The organism is Amycolatopsis sp. WAC 04169, from assembly GCF_003947535.1.
GTDB classification, from domain to species: domain Bacteria; phylum Actinomycetota; class Actinomycetes; order Mycobacteriales; family Pseudonocardiaceae; genus Amycolatopsis; species Amycolatopsis keratiniphila.
In genome coordinates this window covers 43,325-63,043 of the sequence record NZ_QHJI01000006.1, presented here as the reverse complement: position 1 = coordinate 63,043, position 19,719 = coordinate 43,325, and the positions used below count along the sequence as shown (strand labels likewise).

Genomic DNA, 19,719 nt, shown 5'->3' with positions numbered 1-19,719 from the left:
CGTGTGACCACGCCAGCCTGTCAGGAACCGACCGGCTTGGCGAGTCGATTTACGTCACCTGGACGGCGCGGGCAGCTGGACCGGGCCGCCGAACCGGACCCGGTCCCGCAGCAGCGGGTGCCAGCAGTGATCGCACAGCAGGATCGGCTTCAGCCGGTTGCCGCAGTCCACGTGCTCCAGCGTGATGTCCGGCTCCTGGCCGGGGACCTCGAAACCCCGCGACCATTCGGCGATGAACGCCAGCGCGGGGAAGAACGCGAGGCCTTTCGCCGTCAGCCGGTAGTCGTGCGCGTCGGTGCGGGTCTTCGCGACCCCGGTCCGCAGCACGCCGACGTCCACGAGCCGCGAAAGCCGCCCTGAGAGCACGCTCGGCCCGATGCCCAGTTCGCGTTCGAACTCCGAGAAATGCCGTGCCCCGAGCAGCGCGCTCACCACGACCCCGGTCGACCATCGGTCGCCGAGGAGTTCCATGGTGTCCGGGAAGAACATCAGCGGATCGCCCGCGAGGGACTCGGCGTCCTTGCGGCGGAAGCGTTTCGACGCCGTCGCTTCGACGACGCCGGTGTCGTCGAGCCGTCGCGCGCGGACGTCGCGGGCGTCGACCCGGCGTTCGCAGGAGGCGCAGCCGAGCGGCGCCGAGGTGGCCAGTTCGCAGTCGAGATGGATCAGCGTCGGCAGTACGGCACGCCGTCCCTCGACCCATTCCCGTTCCCACGCCCAGATCGAGATCAGCAGCGGCCACAGATCGAGGCCGCGTTCGGTGAGCCGGTATTCGTGCCGGGTGCGGCGCGCGTCCCGGTACGGCGTGCGGACGAGCACGCCCGCGTCGACCATGTCGCGCAGCCGCCCGGACAACGCGGTGGGGGAGATGCCGAGCCGCAGCCGCAGTTCCTCGTAGCGGCGGAAGCGCAGGAAAAGGCTCTGCAGGATCAGCAAGGTCCACTGATCGCCGAGCAGTTCGAGCGCGCGGCGCAGTGGATCGCCCGCCGGTCTGACGCGGTGCGCCGTCGCCTCTGTCACGTGCTTCCTTCCGAGGGGGAGTCGCGGTCAGCGTACTACTGACTACAGCAGTAGGAGTCTATTGACACCTGACTACAGCAATCGTAGTGTCTCGGTCATGACGAGCACCTCCGAGCAGCCGGTGCTGGTGGCAGCCCCCACCGGCGAACCCGAGGTCAACCCGTACCTGATGGGCGTCTACGCCCCGGTCGGCGAGGAGATCGACGCGAGCGATCTCGAAGTCATCGGCAAGATCCCCGCGGACCTCAACGGCGTGTACCTGCGCAACGGGCCGAACCCCCGGTTCGAGCCGGAGGGGCGCTATCACTGGTTCGACGGCGACGGCATGATCCACGCGGTCCATCTGGAGAACGGCAAGGCCCGCTATCGCAACCGCTGGGTCCGCACCAAGGCGTTCGAAGCCGAATCCGAAGCGGGCAAGGCGCTCTGGAAGGGCGTCATGGAATCGCCCAAGGGCAACCCGTTCGGCAACACGCACGGCTTGAACGTCAAGGACAGCGCCAACACCGACCTGATCTTCCATCGCGGCAAGGTGCTCTCCACCTGGTACATGTGCGGCACGCCGTACTCGGTCGACCCGCTTTCGCTGGAGACTCTGGGCGCCGAAGACTTCCTGGGCACGCTGGTCGGTGACATGATGGCCCATCCGAAGGTCGACGAGCGCACCGGCGAGATGTTCTGGTTCGACTACGGGCCGCGCCCGCCGTACCTGCGCTACGGCGTGATCAGCGCGGACGGCAAGGTCGCGAGCACGACCGACATCGAACTGCCCGGCCCGCGCCTGCCGCACGACATGGCGATCACCGAGAACCACGCCGTCCTGATGGATCTACCGCTGGTCCAGGACAGGGAAGCGGCACGCAACGGCCGTCACAGGCTGTTGTTCGACCGGTCGCTGCCGAGTCGTTTCGGGGTGCTTCCCCGCTACGGTAACGGTAGCCAGATCCGCTGGTTCGAAGCCAGCCCGTGCTACATCTACCACGTCGTCAATTCCTGGGAGCAGGGCGAGGAAATCGTCCTCGACGTCTGCCGCGTCCAGCGCCCGCAACCGCGGTCCGGCGCGCACACCCCGCTCGCCAAGATGCTGTCGTACCTGCGGCTGGACGCCTCACTGCACCGCTACCGGTTCAACCTCCGGACCGGGCAGTGCCTGGAGAACCAGCTCGACGACGACAACACCGAATTTCCGTCCGTCGATTCGAGGGTGGTCGGCGGCCGGAATCGCTTCTCCTACGCGGTGCACATCTCGCCGGAGTCGACGCTCAAGTTCGACGGCCTGGTGTGCTACGACAATCTTGCCGGCGTCAAGACCGAACACCGTTTCGGTCCTGGCCGGTGGGGCAGTGAGGCGCCGTTCGCACCCCGCGACGGCGCGGCCGCCGGTTCCGCCGACGGCTATCTGGTGACCTTCGTCCAGGACGAGCGTGAGGGGCGCTCGGAGCTGGACGTCTTCGACGCCGCCGATCTCGCTGCCGGACCCTTGGCCAGGGTCCTGTTGCCCCAGCGTGTCCCGCTCGGTTTTCACGCGACCTGGGTACGAGCGGACCAGCTGGAACCTTCCCGTGATCGATGATCCCCGTCGCATTCGCCCACCGGAGGGGTGTGGGCAGGTGTGTCAGGGCCGGAAAGCCGCGTCCGGGTCGCCCCTTCCAGGGGGTGGGGCGACTCGGACCCGGCATCATCCCGTACGAAACGCCGGGCCGTTCCGGCGAGGGCGCCGAGCGCGGTAGCGGAGGCGAACACGGCCGCGGCGAGCCCCGTCTCGGCGGTGAACTGGAGCTCGCCGAGTGTTCCGGCGGTGAATCCCGAATGGACACCCCAGGCGATCACCGCCGTCCCGGCGGTCGCGGTCAGGCTTGTCGCGACACCGGTGACGAGTACGACCAAACCCAAAGCCAGCAAGGAAAAGACGTGATGTCGCGCCGAACCGAGGAGTCCGGCCACCGACGCCGCGACGACGACGGAGGCACAACCGAACGGGAAGCCGAAACACTCGGGTTTCCTCATCCGTCCAGTCAACTCCGCGTCACCGCCCGTGCCGCGGGCGTGAACGCGTTCCCTACGGCCCCGCCGGGAACCTTGACGGAATCCTGACCCGCTCAGGCTTTCCGCGCGTGCGCGATGATCGCGCCGGCGATCGCGGGCCACAGCTGCCGCGGCAGTTCGTGCCCCATACCGGGGAACAGCAGCAGTTCCGCGTCCGGGATAGCTTCCGCGGTCGCCTTCCCGCCGCTGACGTTGATCAGCGGGTCGCTCTCGCCGTGGATGACGAGCGTGGGGACGTGGACGTCGCGCAGCTTCGCCGTGCGGTCACCCGAAGCGACGACGGCGGCGGCCTGCCGCAGCGCGCCCTCGGGGTGATTCGCGCGGTCGTGGTTGCGAGTGGCCTTCATGCGCAGGAACTCTTCGTCGGACGGGTGACCGGGCGAACCCACGAGCTTGAACCATTCGATGCCGTCTTCGATCGCCTGCTCCCGGGTGGCGGCGGGTGGGCGCGTCAGCCCGGCGACCGCGACGGGCTCCGGATGCCCGACCGACGGATCCCCGGTGGTCGACATGATCGACGTGAGGCTGAGCAGCCGCTCCGGCGAGTCGATCGCGAGCTGCTGCACGATCATCCCGCCCATCGACGCGCCGACGACGTGCGCGCGGGCGAATCCGAGCGTGTCGAACAGCCCGGTGACGTCGGCGGCGAGATCGGACAGCAGGTACGGCGCGGAGGTCAGGTCGCCGGCGGCGAGCGCGGCCAGATCCGGCGTGGGGAGATCGTCCAGATAGGACGAAAGGCCGATGTCGCGGTTGTCGAAGCGGACGACGTGGAACCCGCCCTCGGCGAGCAGTTCGCAGAAGCCGACCTCCCACGTCACCATCTGGGCGCCGAGTCCCATCACCAGGACCAGTGGCGGATCCGCGGGGGAGCCGAAGGTGTCGTACTCGAGTTCGAGACCGTTCACACGCGCACGGGGCATGGCCCGATCCTGCCGGAAGCCCCCGCCGTCCGACCAGCCGAATGCGGATACGGTAGCCCGCATGCCGACTTTCTCCGAAGACGCGGGCTCCCGGCCGAGGTCCCGCGCGGCTTCCGGACGGCCGGCCGTCACCAAGGACCGGATCGTCGACGCCGCGCTGGAGCTGTCGGCCGAATCGGGCCTGGAGAACTGGACGTTGCGGCAGCTCGCGGCCGCCGTCGACGCCTACCCCGCGGTGGTCTACCACCACGTCGGCGACCGGGACACCGTCGTCGTCGCGGTGCTGGACCGGGTGGTCGGCGAACTGAAGCTGCCCGGCGAAACCCTGCCGTGGCGGGACTGGTTCGACGAGTTCCTGCCGACCGTGCGGACCGTGCTGCGCCGCTATCCCGGCTCGGCGCGACGGCTGGCCCTGTTCGGCCCGTCGGTCGCCGCCGCCGTGCCGACCATGAACGCCGGGATCGGCCGTCTGCTCGCGGCGGGCTTCGGCGGCGAGGCGCCGTTCGCCTACAACCTGCTGCTGGCCACCGCCTGCCAGTTCGTCGCGATGGAGGACGACCGGGAGAGCGCGATGGCGCTCCAGCTCGACCGATGCGAGGGCTACGCGGCGTACCGCACGCGCGACGATCTGCCCGGGATGGCGGCGCTGGGCGAGTCGGTCGCCGAGCTGGTCGCGGATCCGGACCTCGCGGCCGGTTACTACGAGCGGCTTTACCATTACGCCGTGCAGCGCTGTCTCGACGGTCTCGAACTCCGGCTCACCCAGCTGAACGCAATCGGACGTTTGACAGAGCCCTGACAGGGAATCGGCGTAGTGTGGAGGAATACCGGTGCTCGTCACCGGTCCCGAAGCCCCTGGCACCAACCTCCCCCTCGAGGTGCCGGGGGCTTCTCCCTCCTCAGCCTCGCTGGATCTCGGGGAAGACGTCACCGACCAGCGTGACCAGTGATTTGCTGAGCAGGGTGTGCACCTGCGCGCGGTCGAGCGCGCCGCGCACGAGCCATTCGCGGCCCGCCGCCTTGACCATCCCGCCGAACGCGCGGACGAGCGCGTTCAGCTCCGGGCCGTGCTCGCTTTCGCGGGAGAGGCCGACGGCTTCGAGCACCCGGTCCGCCGATTCGCGATCGGCTTCTTCGAGGATCCGCTCGACCTCGAGGTCGCGGCCGATGCCCTCCGGCGCGATCGCGGCCAGCCACATCTTCTCCTGGCTGGTGACCATGTCCAGGAACCAGTCGATGGCGACGTCGGCGCGCAGTTCGAGCGGCCCGTCCGGCAGGATCTCGACGGCGAGCCGCGGCACGGTCAGCGCCCGCCGGATGATCTCCAGGTAGAGCTCGCGTTTCGTGCCGAAGTAATGGTTGATCAGCCCCCTGGCGACCCCGGCCTCCGCCGCGATGTCCGAAGTGGACACTTCCGAGTAGGGACGGTCGGAGAAAAGGCGGGCCGCGCAGGCGAAGATCTGCTCCTTGCGCTCGTCCGGTTCCAGTCTCCGCCATCTCGGCGCCGGCTCGGTGGTCATGCGGTCAATCTTCCCACGATCGATTCAGCCCGGCCGGACAACGGCTCTGGATCCCTTTCGACATCGAAAAGCGCTGTGACATTCAAAAGCAAAGTGTCAGTTAATCCGGCGTGTACCGTCTGTTGGCCCGCTGGTCTTTACCGTCTTCAGTCAGGTGGCATGCCGTGCGCGCTGTCGGGGCGCGTTTGCCTCCTACCGGCCCGGCCTGGCGAGTAACCCCCCCTAGCTCGCCAGGCCCGGGCCTTCTTCTTTCGGCGAGGGGCGTTCGGCGGGCAGCAGCAGTGTGAACGTCGTCGGCGCCGGGCTGGTCAGGCGCAGCCGCCCGCCTTCCGCCTCGGCGAGGCTCCGCGCCAGCCGCAGCCCGATCCCGTTGCCTTCGTGGTCCTCGGTCCGGTCGGCGGTCGCGAACGGATCGCGCCCGTCCTCGATGGCGCCCTCGTCGCTCACGTCGATGGCCAGCGCGTCCCCGGCGTCGCGCGCGAGGACCGACACCGTGCCGCGCCCATGGGTCGCCGCGTTGTCCAGCAGTACGGCCAGCACCTGCCGCACGGCCGCGTCCGCCGCCCGCGCCGGCAGCGCGTCACGGCCGCTGATCCGCAGCGCGCGGCCGCGTCCGGCGAGCAGGCCGTGCCAGGTCTGGCGGACCTCTTCGAAGAGTTTGCCCAGGTCGAGCAGCGCGCGCGGCGCCCGCGTCTGCTTGGCCAGCGCGAGCAGGTCGTCGATGGTGCGTTCGAGCCGGTCGGCCGAGGCGATGCCGTCCCGGATCGTCGCGTAGGGGTCGCGGTCGGGGCTTTCCAGCGCCGCCTCCAGTTGCAGGCGCAGTCCGGTCAGCGGCGTCCGCAGCTGGTGGGAGGCGTCGGAGGAGAAGGTCCGCTCGCGGTCCAGTGTCTCGCCGATCCGCTCGGAGGTGACGTCGAGCGCTTCGGCGACCTGATCGATCTCGCGGACCCCGGTCCGGCGGGTGCGGACGCTGAAGTCGCCCTCGCCGAGCCGTTCGGCGGTGGCGGCCAGATCCTCCAGCGGCCGCGCCAGCCGGGTGGCGATCCGGCGCCCGATCAGCCAGCTCGCGCCGATCGCGATGCCGCCGAGCGCGATCATCTTCAGCCAGGTCAGGCGGATCTTGGCGTCCAGCTCCGACCGGGGATGGGCGGCGCGGACCACCCCGACCAGCGACGGTCCGCTGAGCACCGGGACGGCCAGGACGACCTCGTCTTCACGGATGCCGGTCGCCATGTCGGTGTAGTGCGCTTCGCGGACGAAGCGGTCTTCGCTGGCCGGGCCGTTGCCCGCCAGGAGCCTGCCGGTCGGCGTGTAGACCGCGACCCTGATCCCCCGGATCCGGCCTTCCTCCTCTTTGACCGGTCTCAGCTCCGGGATCCGGCCGTTGGCCAGGTCGCCGGTGACGCTGAGAACGACGGTGTCCGCGACCCGTTCGAGGTCGTGGGTGGAGTTGCCCTCGTGGAACCTGGCGACCGCGACCGCCAACGGCGCCCCGAACAGGGTGATCGCCAGCACCGCGGCCAGCACGGTGAGGGTGACGATCCGGCGGCGCACGCTCAGAGTGTGGCCGAAGAGCGAGAGGATCACCCACCCGACGCGATATTTTGCCGTCCGTTGACCTGAGATCAAGGCGATGTTGACCCCTTTCGCTTTACCTTGGGGCCATGCGCCGACGTGCCGCCGTCATGGCAGGCCCGGGGCCCGGATCCGTCCCCCTCGTCCGGTTCGCCGTCCCGGGCGAGTGTGTGGCCGTGCTGCCCGCAGGAGGCGGCGAGGCCCCCATCGGCGCTCCCGGGACAGGCGTGCTGCTCCGGCGCGGGAACCTCTTCGATCACCTCACCGTCGGGCGGAACGTCGTGCTGGCGGGCAGGCTCGCCGGCCGCCGCTCCCTCCGCTCCGCCGACGACCTGCTCGAACTGGTCGGGCTGGCCGGACGGGGCGACGACTACCCGGACACGCTGTCGGCGCTGGAAGGCGCGCGGGCGGGAGTCGCCGTCGCGCTGGCCGGGGCGCCCGAGGTGCTCGTCGCCGACGAACCCGCCGGCGAACTCGACGGGCTCGCCGCGCTCGAACTCATGGATCTGCTGTGCGCCGTCGCGGCCCGCGGGACGGCCGTCGTCGTGGCGACCCGTGACCCCGAGATCGCGGCGGCCGCGCAGCGGATCGTGAGAGTGGCGTGACGCCGCCACTCGTCCGCGCCGACGAGCTGGCACATACCTACGGTTCCGGGCTGACCGCCGTGGTCGCCGTGCACGGCGTCACCTGCGCGATCGCCGCGGACACCCGCGCGGTGGTGACCGGCAGGGCGGGCGCCGGGAAGACCACGCTGCTGCATCTGCTCGCCGGGATGAAGAAACCGACGGCGGGCACCGTCGACTGGCCCGCCTTCGAGCCGTCGCCGCCCGGCCCCGACCTGATCGGACTGGTGCTGCAGGACGGCGGGTTGCTGCGCGACCTCGACGTCCGGCTCAACGTCGCCCTGCCGCTCGTCCTCGCCGGGCGGACCGGCACGGCGGTCCGTGACGCCGTCGACGGCGCGCTGGAACTCGTGGGTCTCGACGGCTTCGCCAAGAAGGCGCCCCGCGACCTGACCGGCGAGCAGATCCGGCTCGCCATCCTGGCCAGGGCACTCGCGCCCGCCCCGAAACTGATCCTCGCCGACGACCCGGCCGGCTGGCTCGACCAGCGCGAGGGCGAGCGGCTCCTCGGCAGGCTCGTGCGCGCCGCGGACCAGCTGGCCGCCGGATTGCTGGTGGCGACGGCCGAGCCTGCCCCGGCCGGGCTCTTCGGCGAACATTGGGCCATGGTCGACGGGAAGCTGGTGCTGGACCGGTGATGGCGGCGATGGCGTTGTGGGTCGGCGGGATCGCGCGCGTGCGCCCCGCCCGGCTCGGCGTGCCCGCGGCCGGGGTCGCGATCGTGACCACGCTGCTCGCCGTGCACGACTGGACCTGGACCCCGGCGCCGCGCTGGATACCCGCGATGGTGCTCGTGGTGCTGCTGTCCACCCCCTCGGCGAGGGTGCTGCGGGCGGATCAGGACCTGCTGCGCGCCCGCGGCGCCACCGGCGGGCAGGTGATCGGGCTGGCCGCCGCCGAAGCCGCGGTGGCGGGGCTCGCCGGCGGCGTGGCCGGGAGCATCGTGTCCCTGGCCTGTGGCTTTTCGACGGGCACGGGCATAGCCGTCGTCCGGGAAATCGTTCTCTTGCTGGTCGCCGGAGTGCTCGTCGCGGCACTCGCCATCCTGCCCCCGGTGCTGCGCGAGTGGTATTTCGTCCCGGCCGACGGCGGGCCGCCCTGGTGGTCGCCCTACGGCCTCGACTTCATCCTGCTCGCGCTCGCCTTCGTCTGGCCGTTGTTCGGCTGGGCGGGCGGCACGATGCTGCTGTGGCGGCTGGTGGAACTGGGGCTGCGGAAGGGGAAGCGGGCGATCGGCGGGATACTCCGGCCGCTCGTCTCGGGACTCGCGGGAGTGATCGCGCTGTCCATTTCGTGGCGGAGCGCGCTACTGGCGCGGTCGGTGGTGCTGGTCGCGCTGGCGGTGGCGTTCGCCATCGCGACCGCCCTCACCAGGGACGGCTGCGGCGAGGCCGAGGTGGACCTGATCGCCTCCCTGATCCTCGCGGCCGCCGCGGCCGGGCCGTCGTTCGGGGCGGCCCTCAATGAACGGCGCCGCGACCTGCTGATCGTGAGCACGCTCGGCGGGAAACGGCGGCAGGTGGCGGCGTTCATCGCGGGCGACGCGCTGGTGGTCGGCGGCGGTGGCCTGATCGCCGGGCATCTGCTGGGCGTGCTGTTCGTCTTCGTCTCGAAGGTGGAGAGGGTGCCTTCGCCGCACGGCTACTTCGGGCTGCTGGCGCTCGTGGTGATCGTGTCGTGCGTGGCGGCGTCGGCCCGGATCGCGCAGCTCGCCGCCCGCGACGAGGTCTCCGACCTGCGGAATTACTGACTCTCGAAGGGCTGTTCGAGGCGGTAGCCGTGGCCGCGCAGGGTCGAGATCCTGGGCGCCTGCTCGGGCGTGGGCGCCGACTCGGTCAGCTTCCGGCGCAGCGCCGCGATGTGGACGTCGAGCGTCTTCGTGGAGCCGTACCAATGCGCGTCCCACACCTCGGACATCAGGGTGTCGCGGCTGACCGCGACGCCCGGCTGTTCGGCCAGCCGGGCGAGCAGGTCGAACTCCTTGGCCCGCAACGCGATCTCCTTGCCGCCGACGCTGACGCGGCGGCCGGCGGTGTCCACCCGCAGATAGCCGATGGCGATCGCGGGCCTGCTCTCCGGCGGCGCCGTCCCGCGCCGCAGATGCGCCCGCACCCTGGCGAGCAGTTCGCCGAGGCGGATGGGTTTGGTGAGGTAGTCGTCGGCGCCGGCCTCCAGGCCCACGACGACGTCCATCTCCTCCTGCCGCGCGGTCAGGATGACCAGGACGGCGCCGGGCAGCTCCGCCCGCAGCCGACGGCAGACCTCGACCCCGTCCAGATCCGGCAGCCCGAGGTCGAGCAGGACGAAGTCGATGTCGCCGTCCGCGGCGGCCGCGAGCGCGGTGCGGCCGTCGCGTTGCCAGGAGACCTCGTAGCCGTGCAGACGGAGGGTCGATTCGAGGACGCCGCCGATCGCGTCGTCGTCTTCCACCACCAGCAGTTTCGGCATGCGGGGGAGCTTAACCGTTGAACACTGTTCTTTTCGGCTTCGACGTTAGGAACACCACGCCTTCCGTAACGGGGCGCTAACGTTTCCTTCGATATGTCCATAAAGGACAGAGCGCGGCGGCCGCGAGGCACAGCCAGGCGAACACGTCACCGACACGGGCGTACACGGTCTGTGTTCTCGGCTGCACCGGCAGATCGGCGACGAGCGTCTGCTGATTCGTGCGGTAGTAGCCGGCGTGGCCGAGCACCCTGCCCTGACCGTCCACGGCTGTGGAATTCCCGTGGGTGGAGTGCCGGAAGAGCGGATATCCGTTCTCCACCGCGCGGAAGACGGCCTTTTCCGCGTGCAGTGAGCCGAAGCCCGGCCAGTCGTTGGCGGGGACGAGCATCAGCGAGGTCCCCTTGTCCGCGGCTTGGCGCATCAGACCGGGGAAATCCGCGTCATAGCAGATGACCGACGCGATCCGTCCGTACGGAGAATCGGCGGTGGGGACGATGCCCGGGCCGGGGGTCATCGGCTCCATCGGCGTCGGATGCGTCTTGTCGTAGGTCCACAGCACCTCGCCGGACGGCCCGACGAGCACGGCCACGTTGCGGATGAACGGAGCCTGCGCGGTGTAGAGCGAGTACGCGAGTCCGACGTGGATCCCCGCTTGCTTCGCTTCGGTGCCCACGCGGGCGAGCAAGGCCGCCTGGTCTCGCTCCAGCACACTGGCGTGGGTTTCCGGCCAGAGCACGATCTTCGCCCCCGCCGACGCCTGCTGCCGGGTCCTCGTCACGAGATCTTCGGTGACCGGCGCGAACGCGGCGCCGACCGCGGCCGGGTCGGCGGCGACGACTTCTTCGGCACGCCAGTACTTCACACCGATCCGTTCCAGCGCGCCGGAACTCGATCGGTCCGCCTCGGCCGACGGGCTGATCCCGGCGACCCGCACCGTCTTCGTCGTGGGAGCGTCGAACAGCAACCGCGCGCCACCGGCGGCGAACACCACGCCGAGCAGGCAAAGGTGCACGACGACCGTGCGGTTGACCGGCCGCCACCCTTCCGCCCAAACGATGTTCGCCACCGAGGCGGACCACGCCATGACGAAGGTGAGGCCGTACACGCCGGTGACGGACGCCGTTTGGAGCAGCGGCAGGTTCGTGGACTGCGTGCTGCCGAGCGCGCCGAAGTCCCCGAATCCGGTGATCACCGTGAAGAGGTATTCACCCGCGACGAGCGTCACTGGGAACACCAGCGTCCTCACCGGGCCGGCGCGGCCGGCGAGCAGACGGTCGGCGAGGAACGCCGTCGTCTGCAGCACGGCGAGCAAGGTGAAGGCGAGCAGTGCGGAGAGCACGAACAGCAGGCCGGTGACACCGAGCCAGAACACCTGCCCGATCAGCAGGGACAGGCCCACCATCAGGATCGCGCGGCGCGTGGGCACCAGCCGGGCGTAGCGGAGGAGGAAGACCGGGAACACCCAGGCCGCGAGCGGAACGTTCCAGTCGGTGTGGACGGCGAGCAGGAGCAACGCTGTGCCCAGCCACCAGAGCAGCCGTGGTTTCATGCCGCGAACGGTAGGAGACCACGGCCGCCCGGACAGCGGACCTTGGGCAGCGAGCGACCCTTACTTTCGTCAGGAAACGTGGTCGCGGTAGGCCTGGACGGTCTCCGCGAGCACCTCGCCACCGGGGCGGCGCCAGAGGTCGGCGTCGAACACCTCGACCTCGATCGGACCGGTGTACCCGGCGGCCTCGACACAGGCCTTCAGGTGCCGGTGATCGATCGGGCCGTCACCGGGCAGCGCCCGGCCGAGCAGGGTGTCGGTCAGGGGCACCTTCTGGTCGCAGACGTGGAATCCGGCGATCCGCCCCGCCGCCGCCGCGATCGACTCCTCGATGCGCGGGTCCCACCACACGTGGAACTCGTCGACGATCACGCCGACCTGGTCGGCCGGATGCTCCAGCGCGATCGCCAGTGCCTCGTCCACAGTGGACAGAACGGACCGCTCGGCGCACTGCATGGGGTGCAACGGTTCCAGGCCGAGGCGGACCCCGCGCTCACCGGCGTACGGCGCCAGCTCGCCGACCGCGTCCGCGACCCGCTGCCGCGAAGACTTCAGGCTGCCGTTCACCCCACCGACGACCAGGACGAGGACGTCCGCGCCCAGCGCGGCGGCTTCGTCGATCGCCTCCCTGGTCTGCGCGACACCGTCCACAGGAGACCCTTCCGGGGTGACCCCGGTGAAGAAACCGCCACGGCACAACGACGACACGCCGACGTCGTACTCCTTGAGCAGCCGGGCGGCTTCCTCGACGCCGGTCTCGGCGACCTTGTCGCGCCACAGGCCGATCCAGCGGACGCCCGCCTCGGCGCAGCCCGCGACGGCCTCCGGCAGCGACCAGGCCTTGGTGGTGATCTGGTTCAGGCTCAACCGGTCCATCAGGCCACCCCCGCCGCGGCCAGCAGCGGCCGCATCCGCGCGACGGCCAGCTCCGGGTCGGTGAGCGCGCCCGCGGCGTCGGCCAGGCGCAGCAGTTCGGCCAGATGCGTGATGGAGCGGGCCGACTCGCGGCCGGCGACCATGCGGAAGTGGTCCTGGTGCCCGTTGAGGTAGGCGAGGAAGACGACGCCGGTCTTGTAGTTCCTCGTGGGGGCGCGGAAAATGGCCCGGCTCAGCGCCACCGTCGGGTCGAGCAGGCCGTGGAAACCGGCCTTGTCGCCCTCGTCGAGGCGGGCGAGCGCGGCACCGGCGACCTGCGCGACGGCGTCGAAGATGCCCAGCAGCGCTTCGCTGTGGCCCTGGTCGTCTCCGGCGATGAGCTCCGGATAGTTGAAGTCGTCGCCGGTGTAGCACTTGACGCCTTCGGGCAGCGCGCGGCGGAATTCGGTCTCGATCGACGCGTCGAGCACCGAAACCTTGACCCCGGCGATCACGCCGGCGTGCTCGGCGCAGAGCCTGCCCAGTTCCTCGGCCGCCTTGCGGACGTCGCCGTGGCCCCAGTAACCCGCCAGTGCCGGGTCGAACTGCTCGCCCAGCCAGTGCAGCAGGACCGGGCGGTCCGCGCCGGAGAGCAGTTTCCCGTACGCGGCATGGTAATCCGCGGGCCCGGAAGCCGAGGCGGCGAGCGCGCGGCTGGCCATCACGACCGGGATCGCGCCCGCCTCGCCGACCAGATCCAGCTGCTCGCGCCAGGCGTCCACAATGGACCCGGCGGTGGCCTCGCCGTCGGGGAGCTGATCGGTGCCGACACCCGCCACCCACGGCCGTCCGGCGGCGAGCGCCCCGGTGCGGCGGATCAGGTCCTTGGTGGTGGCCCAGTCCAGGCCCATCCCGCGCTGCGCGGTGTCCATGGCTTCGGCGACGCCGAGACCGCAGGACCACAGGTGCTCGCGGAAGGCGAGCGTGGTGTCCCAGTCCAGCACCGCGCCTTCTTCGGGGTCGGCGGGGGCGAGCGGGTCGGCGACCACGTGCGCGGCCGCGTAGGCGATCCGGGAGGTCGGCGGCGTCGCCGGTTTCGCGGGCGTTTCGGCCCCTCGCGGCGTCCACTCCGCCAGGCCGCCGTCGGCGGTGGGAAGGGCGATCAAGGTCATCGGGTCTCCGTGGCGCGGGTGTGAGAAAGCGCTTTCTCGGACCACGTTAAGTCACCCCGCGGGCCGCACACAAGGGTTTCAGCGACCGGGGGCCGCGGTACTGCGGCGCAGGACGACCTCGCCGGACATCTTCACCACGCGCGGCCGGGTGCCGGGGGAGGCCTTGAGCGCCAGGTCCATGGCCCGTTCGCCCAGCTTCTCCAGCGGCAGCGCGACCGTGGTCAGCGCGGGGGTGAGATCGCGCACTACCGGGATGTCGTCGAAACCGGCGATCGACATCTCACCGGGCACGGAGACACCGGCGTCGCGCAAGGCCGACATCGCGCCGATCGCCATCACGTCGGTCACCGCGAACACGCACGTCGGCCACTGCTTGCGCGGCCGGGCGAGGACCTTCTCCATCGCCTCGTAGCCGCCGTCACGGGTGAACGCCGCCTCGAAGACGTCGTCCTCGGCCAGTTCGACGCCGTGCTCCAGCAGTTCCGCGGCGAACCCGTCGAGGCGGTCGACGACGGTGGTCAGGCTCTTCGGCCCGGCGAGCACGGCGAAACGGCGGTGTCCCAAGTCCAGCAGGGCCTTCGCCAGTTCGGCGCCGCCACCCCGGTTGTCGGGCTGGACGGTGTCCACCTTGAGCCCGCGGTGCCTGCTGACCGCGGCGACGTGCCCGCCGCCGCGCCGGTACGGCTCGAGTTCGGCGGCCATCGCCTTTTCCCACGCCTTGTCCTCGAACGCGGAACCGATCAGCAGAATTGCCGACGCGCGCTGGGCACGCAGCGTCGAAACGTAGGCGACCTCCTTGGCCGGATCGCGGAACGTGCTCGCGAGCATCACCAGAAGATCGTTTTCACTCGCCGCGCGCATGATCCCGCCCGCGATCGCGGCGAAATACGGGTCGCCGACGTCGTGGCAGATCACTCCGACGGTCGGCTGCGAGCCACCGGCCAACGCCTGAGCGTGAGCATTGGGGGTATACGAGAGCTCGGCCGCCGCGGCGATCACTCGTTCGCGGAGATCTCCCCGGACGGTGGCGGTGCCGTTGAGTACGCGGGACGCGGTCGCGAGCGACACGTCCGCGGTGCGCGCCACATCTTCCAGCGTCACGTGGGGGCGGGCCTTCATCGATCCTCCAAGCTGGCGTTTGGGGCATAGTGGCGGACATGCTCGGCCTTTATCCGGAAATCGAACCTTACGTCCAAGGGATGTTGCCCGTCGGTGACGGCAACGAGATCTATTGGGAGGAATGCGGCGATCCCGAGGGCAAGCCGGTGATTTTCCTGCACGGCGGCCCCGGCGGCGGTTCGGGCCCGAGACATCGCAGACTGTTCGATCCGGAGCGGTACCGGATCGTCCTTTTCGACCAGCGCGGCTGCGGGCGCAGCACGCCGAACTGCGCCACCCCGGAGGCGGACCTCTCCGTCAACACGACGTGGCACCTGGTCGCCGACATCGAGCGCTTGCGCGAGCATCTGGACATCGAACACTGGATGGTCTTCGGCGGCTCGTGGGGGAGCGTGCTCGGGCTGACCTACGCGGAAACCCACCCGGGACGCGTCACGGAACTCGTCCTCCGCGGCGTGGCCACCCTGCGGGTGAAGGAACTGCAATGGCTCTACGGCGGGGGAGCGGCGTTCCTCTTCCCCGAGGCGTGGTCGCGGTTCCTGGCCCCGGTGCCGTACTCGCGGCGCCAGGAGAACCTGATCGAGGTCTATCACGAACTGCTGAGCCATCCGGATCCCGCCGTGCACGGTCCCGCCGCGATCGCGTGGAGCCGCTGGGAGGGGGAGACGGTGAAACTGCGTCCCCAGGACGAGGTGATCGACGCGTTCAGCGATCCCGCGTTCGCCCTCGCGATCGCGAGGATCGAGAACCACTACTTCCGGCACGGCGGCTGGCTGGCCGAAGATCAGCTGCTCCGCGACGCCGGGAAGCTCCGGGACATCCCGTGCGTTCTGGTCCAGGGACGCTACGACGTGGTCACCCCGGCCATCACCGCGTGGGAGCTCAGCCAGGTGCTGCCCTCCGCCGAACTGGTGATGGTCGGCGACTCGGGTCACGCGTTCGACGAGCCCGGCACCCTGCACGAGTTGATCAGCGCGACCGACCGGTTCGCGTCAGACTGGGAGGGCGCCGGTACACGCCAGGACGAGAGGAACACAGACATGCTTTTCGGTGACGAGCACGTCCGTCGCTACGAAGAGACCGACGGCGAGGTGGGCCACGACTGGGAGAAGGGCGCGCCTTGCCTCATCCTCACCACCAAGGGCCGCAAGACCGGCGAGGACCGCAAGTTCGCGCTGATCTACCAGTTCGACGAGCAGAACAACCCGGTGATCGTGGCCTCGAAGGGCGGCGCGCCGGAGGACCCGGGCTGGTACAAGAACCTGCAGGCCAACCCCGAGGTCAAGGCCCAGGTCAAGGCGGACAAGTTCACCGCGCGCGCCCGGACCCTCGAAGGCGAGGAGCGCGCGAAGCTGTGGGACAAGCTCGCCGCCGTGTGGCCGGACTACAACGAGTACGCGAAGAAGACCGACCGCGAGATCCCCGTGGTGGTGCTCGAGCGCGTGTGATCCGCGCCGCGTTCGCGCGTGGTTTCAGCCGAACCAGGGCGGGTTCGGCTACGAATTACGTCCATGGTGCTGAGACCCCGTGAACGCTGGACCGCGCTGAGCCCCGCTTCGGGGGACTTGCTGACGTTCCGCCAGATGATCGCCTTCGGCCGGCGCTTCGCCCGCGCCGGCCGGGGCGCCTGGTTCGCCTTCGCGATCAACGTCGTGTGGCCGTTCCTGGTGCTGTTCACCCGGTTCCGGGTGCGCGGCGGGGAGCACCTGCCCTCGTCCGGCGGCTTCCTGGTCGCGTCGAACCACCTCTCGTTCGCCGACCCGACGACGGTGACGGCGTACTGCCTCGCCCATGGGCGCGTGCCGCGCTACCTGGCGAAGGCGAGCCTGTGGGACGCGCCCGTCATCGGCTCGGTGATGCGCTCCGGCAAGCACATCCCGGTCTACCGCGGGGCCGCCACGGCGTCGGACGCGTACCGCGACGCCGTCAGCGCCGTCCGTGAGGGTGAATGCGTCGTCATCTTCCCGGAAGCCACCTTCACCGATCACCCGGACGGGTGGCCCATGCGCGGCAAGACCGGAATCGCGCGGATCGCGCTGGAGACCGGTGTCCCGGTGATCCCGCTGGCGAACTGGGGCACGCACCACCTGCTGCCGTCGGACGCCGTGCTCCCGCGCGCCTTCCCGCGCAAGACGGTGAACCTGGTCGCCGGCCCGCCGGTGGGCCTCTCGGACCTCATGACGCCCTCGCCGTCCCGCGAGGTGCTGGAGGAGGCGACCAAGCGGATCATGACCGCGGTGACCGACCTGCTGATCGAGATCCGCGGCTCGCGTCCCGAGTAGGCAGTCTCACCCTTCGGACCGTCCCGGTGAGGGGTAGGTTTCGAGGTATGAGTGCACACTATGACGTCGTTGTCCTGGGGGCCGGGGTCGGCGGTTACGTGGCGGCGATCCGGGCGTCGCAGCTGGGGCTGAGCGCGGCCGTCGTGGAGGAGAAGTACTGGGGCGGTGTCTGCCTCAACGTCGGCTGTATCCCGTCGAAGGCACTGCTGCGCAACGCCGAACTCGCGCACATCGTGACCAAGGAGGCGAAGTCCTTCGGGATCCAGGTCGAAGGGAAGGTCAGCTTCGACTACCAGGCCGCCTTCGACCGCAGCCGCAAGGTCGCGGACGGTCGCGTCAAGGGCGTGCACTTCCTGATGAAGAAGAACAAGATCACCGAATACGACGGGCACGGCACCTTCCTCGACGCCAACACCATCGAGGTCAACGGCGAGCGGATCACGTTCGACCACTGCGTGATCGCCACCGGCGCGACCGCGCGCCTGCTGCCGGGCACCACGCGCAGCGACCGCGTGGTCACCTACGAACAGCAGATCATGGAAAACGAGCTGCCGGAGAGCATCGTCATCGCCGGCGCGGGCGCGATCGGCGTCGAATTCGCCTACGTGCTGCACAACTACGGCGTGAAGGTGACCATCGTCGAATACCTCGACCGGATGGTCCCGCTCGAAGACGCCGAGGTCTCCGCGGAACTCGCGCGCCGCTACCGGAAGCTCGGCATCGAGGTGCTGACCTCGACCAAGGTCGAGTCCATCGACGACACCGGCTCCAGCGTGCGCGTGACCGTGTCGAAGAACGGCGAGCAGCGTGTCCTGGAAGCGGACAAGGTGTTGCAGGCCATCGGTTTCCAGCCCCGGGTCGAGGGATACGGCCTGGACAAGACCGGCGTGGAACTGACCGACCGCGGCGCCATCGCCGTCGACGCGCGCGGCCGCACCAACGTCCCGCATATCTTCGCGATCGGCGACGTCACCGCGAAACTGATGCTCGCGCACGCGTCCGAATCCATGGGCGTCGTCGCCGCCGAAACCATCGCGGGCGCCGAGACCATGGAACTCGACTTCGTGATGATCCCGCGCGCGACCTACTGCCAGCCGCAGATCGCCAGCTTCGGCTGGACCGAAGAACAGGCCCGCGAAAAGGGCTTCGACGTCCAGGTGGCGAAGTTCCCCTTCACCGCCAACGGAAAGGCGCACGGCCTCGGCGAGGCCGTCGGCTTCGTGAAGATCCTGAGCGACGCGACGCACGGCGAGCTTTTGGGCGCGCACCTGATCGGCCCGGAGGTCACCGAACTGCTGCCGGAGCTGACTTTGGCGCAGCAGTGGGACCTTACGGTGCACGAGATCTCGCGGAACGTTCACGCTCACCCGACGCTGGGGGAAGCGGTCAAGGAAGCCGTGCACGGTCTTGCTGGACACATGATCAACATGTAAGGGGCTCGTGAGTGGTAAGGACGGTTCTAACCGTCCTTACCACTCACGAGCTGGTTCTGGCTGTAGCGATTCGTGCGGCTAGCTCCTCGGCCTTACGCTCCTCGAAACCCACCCAGTACTTGAGTTCGTGGTGGTGCCACCGGTCCACCTCGGACACCTCGCGATACATCCGCGCGTTCGCCCGGTGAAACGTCAGCCATTCCGACACATCCGCTTCGGGCCGCGGCCGGCGGGCAGCCGCGTCGGTGTGTGCGTCACGCAGAGTCTGCGGCTCGGTCTTCATCGACCCCTCCCTCTCGATGCCGTCAGTTTTCGGCAACGGCAGGGACGTGACCACCTCACGGCGGGACATCTTGGGACGTCCTTGGTACGGTCGAAGACGTCCCTACAAGTCCCTGGAGCGCGGATGCCGAACGAACGCCTTCGGGACGCCTTGCTGCGTAACGGCTTCTCGTTGGAGCAGGTGGCCGACGCCATCGGGGTCGATCAGAAGACCGTGGAACGGTGGATCACCAAGGGGCGGACGCCGTACCCGAAGCACCGGCACAAGATCGCCGTGATGGCGCGCGAGTCCGAGACCTACCTGTGGCCGGACTCGGTGGCCCCGGAGCGCAAGGCGGAGATGGCCGCCGCCGAGGTCGTGCAGGTGTTCCCGCACCGCAATGTCATTCCGGCCGAGCTGTGGGACCGGCTGATCAAGGAAGCGTCGGAGACCGTTGAGGTTCTGGTCCACGCCGGGCTGTTCCTGGTGGAGCGCCCGCGGTTCGTCAAGGACCTGACCGCCAAAGCCGCTACGGGCGCGCGTGTCCGCCTGCTCTTCGGTGACCCCTCCAGCGGCAGCGTTGCTCTGCGCGGAGAGGAGGAGCAGCTAGGCGACGGGACGCTCGCGGCGCGCATCCGCAATGCACTCGCGTTCTACCGGCCGCTGATCGGGGTAGGCGGGGTGGAGATGCGCTTCCACGACACCACGCTCTACAACTCGATCTTCCGCTTCGACGACGAAATGATCGTCAACACGCACGTCTACGGCTTTCAAGGAGCCCACGCTCCCTCCCTGCACCTCCGCCGGCTATCCGCCGGGGACCTCTTCGAGACCTACTCGGAGAGCTTCGAAGCCGTCTGGAACCTCGCCAAGCCCGCCACCTTCTAGGAGG

20 protein-coding genes are annotated in these 19,719 nt (G+C 69.7%); 9 read left to right on the top strand and 11 right to left on the bottom strand.

Annotation, left to right across the window (positions count from 1 at the left end):
• Positions 1–54: 54 nt before the first annotated feature.
• Positions 55–1,020, bottom strand: coding sequence for a helix-turn-helix domain-containing protein (locus DMC61_RS16505; protein WP_125690021.1), 966 nt, complete (start codon positions 1,018–1,020; stop codon positions 55–57).
• Between the two features lie 97 nt (positions 1,021–1,117).
• Between DMC61_RS16505 and DMC61_RS16500 the strand changes: the two genes are divergently transcribed.
• Positions 1,118–2,593 carry a carotenoid oxygenase family protein gene (locus tag DMC61_RS16500; protein ID WP_125690020.1) on the top strand — a complete coding sequence of 492 codons (1,476 nt, stop codon included), beginning with the start codon at positions 1,118–1,120 and terminating at the stop codon, positions 2,591–2,593.
• Here the strand turns inward: DMC61_RS16500 and DMC61_RS16495 are convergent.
• Both DMC61_RS16495 and DMC61_RS16490 read right to left on the bottom strand, forming a co-directional pair.
• Positions 2,542–3,027: a hypothetical protein gene (locus tag DMC61_RS16495; protein ID WP_125690019.1), complete on the bottom strand. Its 486-nt coding sequence runs from the start codon at positions 3,025–3,027 to the stop codon at positions 2,542–2,544. The genes DMC61_RS16500 and DMC61_RS16495 overlap by 52 nt on opposite strands.
• A gap of 92 nt (positions 3,028–3,119) precedes the next feature.
• A complete protein-coding gene (locus DMC61_RS16490; protein WP_125690018.1) occupies positions 3,120–3,989 on the bottom strand; it encodes an alpha/beta fold hydrolase in 870 nt (289 codons plus the stop codon).
• A 61-nt stretch (positions 3,990–4,050) separates the two neighbouring features.
• Between DMC61_RS16490 and DMC61_RS16485 the strand changes: the two genes are divergently transcribed.
• A complete protein-coding gene (locus DMC61_RS16485; RefSeq protein ID WP_125690017.1) occupies positions 4,051–4,788 on the top strand; it encodes a TetR/AcrR family transcriptional regulator in 738 nt (245 codons plus the stop codon).
• Positions 4,789–4,888: 100 nt separating this feature from the next.
• Here DMC61_RS16485 and DMC61_RS16480 read toward each other — a convergent pair whose 3' ends face one another.
• Complete coding sequence (locus tag DMC61_RS16480) at positions 4,889–5,509, bottom strand: TetR/AcrR family transcriptional regulator (protein WP_125690016.1); 621 nt, start codon at positions 5,507–5,509, stop codon at positions 4,889–4,891.
• Positions 5,510–5,731: 222 nt separating this feature from the next.
• Positions 5,732–7,096, bottom strand: a complete 1,365-nt coding sequence (locus tag DMC61_RS16475; RefSeq protein WP_125690015.1) for a HAMP domain-containing sensor histidine kinase — start codon at positions 7,094–7,096, stop codon at positions 5,732–5,734.
• A gap of 77 nt (positions 7,097–7,173) precedes the next feature.
• On the opposite strand from DMC61_RS16475, the gene DMC61_RS16470 reads away from it, so the two are divergent.
• From DMC61_RS16470 to DMC61_RS16460, 3 genes are read left to right on the top strand one after another with little or no spacing between them, the layout of a single operon-like run.
• A complete protein-coding gene (locus tag DMC61_RS16470) occupies positions 7,174–7,689 on the top strand; it encodes a lipoprotein ABC transporter ATP-binding protein (protein ID WP_233594828.1) in 516 nt (171 codons plus the stop codon).
• Positions 7,686–8,345 (top strand): ATP-binding cassette domain-containing protein, encoded by a 660-nt coding sequence (locus tag DMC61_RS16465; protein ID WP_125690014.1) that lies wholly within the window; start codon positions 7,686–7,688, stop codon positions 8,343–8,345. The genes DMC61_RS16470 and DMC61_RS16465 overlap by 4 nt, the downstream gene beginning before the upstream one ends.
• Before the next feature lie 8 nt (positions 8,346–8,353).
• Positions 8,354–9,457 (top strand): ABC transporter permease, encoded by a 1,104-nt coding sequence (locus DMC61_RS16460; protein ID WP_233594827.1) that lies wholly within the window; start codon positions 8,354–8,356, stop codon positions 9,455–9,457.
• Here DMC61_RS16460 and DMC61_RS16455 read toward each other — a convergent pair.
• The 5 genes from DMC61_RS16455 to DMC61_RS16435 form a co-directional block, all read right to left on the bottom strand.
• On the bottom strand, positions 9,451–10,155 hold the full coding sequence (locus DMC61_RS16455; RefSeq protein ID WP_016332168.1) for a response regulator transcription factor: 705 nt from the start codon (positions 10,153–10,155) through the stop codon (positions 9,451–9,453). The two genes, DMC61_RS16460 and DMC61_RS16455, sit on opposite strands and share 7 nt — an antisense overlap.
• Positions 10,156–10,231: 76 nt before the next feature.
• Entirely contained in the window at positions 10,232–11,704 is a 1,473-nt protein-coding gene (locus tag DMC61_RS16450; protein WP_125690012.1) for a nitrilase-related carbon-nitrogen hydrolase, read from the bottom strand.
• A 69-nt stretch (positions 11,705–11,773) separates the two neighbouring features.
• Positions 11,774–12,580: a sugar phosphate isomerase/epimerase gene (locus DMC61_RS16445; RefSeq protein WP_125690011.1), complete on the bottom strand. Its 807-nt coding sequence runs from the start codon at positions 12,578–12,580 to the stop codon at positions 11,774–11,776.
• Positions 12,580–13,731, bottom strand: coding sequence for a dihydrodipicolinate synthase family protein (locus tag DMC61_RS16440; protein ID WP_125690010.1), 1,152 nt, complete (start codon positions 13,729–13,731; stop codon positions 12,580–12,582). The genes DMC61_RS16445 and DMC61_RS16440 overlap by 1 nt, the downstream gene beginning before the upstream one ends.
• Positions 13,732–13,809: 78 nt before the next feature.
• A complete protein-coding gene (locus DMC61_RS16435) occupies positions 13,810–14,850 on the bottom strand; it encodes a LacI family DNA-binding transcriptional regulator (protein ID WP_016332172.1) in 1,041 nt (346 codons plus the stop codon).
• Positions 14,851–14,888: 38 nt separating this feature from the next.
• Between DMC61_RS16435 and pip the strand changes: the two genes are divergently transcribed.
• The 3 genes from pip to lpdA all read left to right on the top strand — a co-directional run bounded on the left by pip (position 14,889) and on the right by lpdA (position 18,565).
• A complete protein-coding gene (gene pip / locus DMC61_RS16430; protein ID WP_125690009.1) occupies positions 14,889–16,298 on the top strand; it encodes a prolyl aminopeptidase in 1,410 nt (469 codons plus the stop codon).
• Positions 16,299–16,361: 63 nt separating this feature from the next.
• Positions 16,362–17,132 (top strand): 1-acyl-sn-glycerol-3-phosphate acyltransferase, encoded by a 771-nt coding sequence (locus DMC61_RS16425; RefSeq protein WP_125690008.1) that lies wholly within the window; start codon positions 16,362–16,364, stop codon positions 17,130–17,132.
• A gap of 47 nt (positions 17,133–17,179) precedes the next feature.
• Positions 17,180–18,565 (top strand): dihydrolipoyl dehydrogenase, encoded by a 1,386-nt coding sequence (gene lpdA, locus DMC61_RS16420; protein WP_016332175.1) that lies wholly within the window; start codon positions 17,180–17,182, stop codon positions 18,563–18,565.
• Between the two features lie 43 nt (positions 18,566–18,608).
• On the opposite strand, the gene DMC61_RS16415 is transcribed toward lpdA, so the two are convergent.
• A complete protein-coding gene (locus DMC61_RS16415) occupies positions 18,609–18,848 on the bottom strand; it encodes an AMED_5909 family protein (protein ID WP_125690007.1) in 240 nt (79 codons plus the stop codon).
• A 123-nt stretch (positions 18,849–18,971) separates the two neighbouring features.
• On the opposite strand from DMC61_RS16415, the gene DMC61_RS16410 reads away from it, so the two are divergent.
• Entirely contained in the window at positions 18,972–19,715 is a 744-nt protein-coding gene (locus DMC61_RS16410; RefSeq protein ID WP_125690006.1) for a DUF5919 domain-containing protein, read from the top strand.
• Positions 19,716–19,719 lie beyond the last annotated feature (4 nt).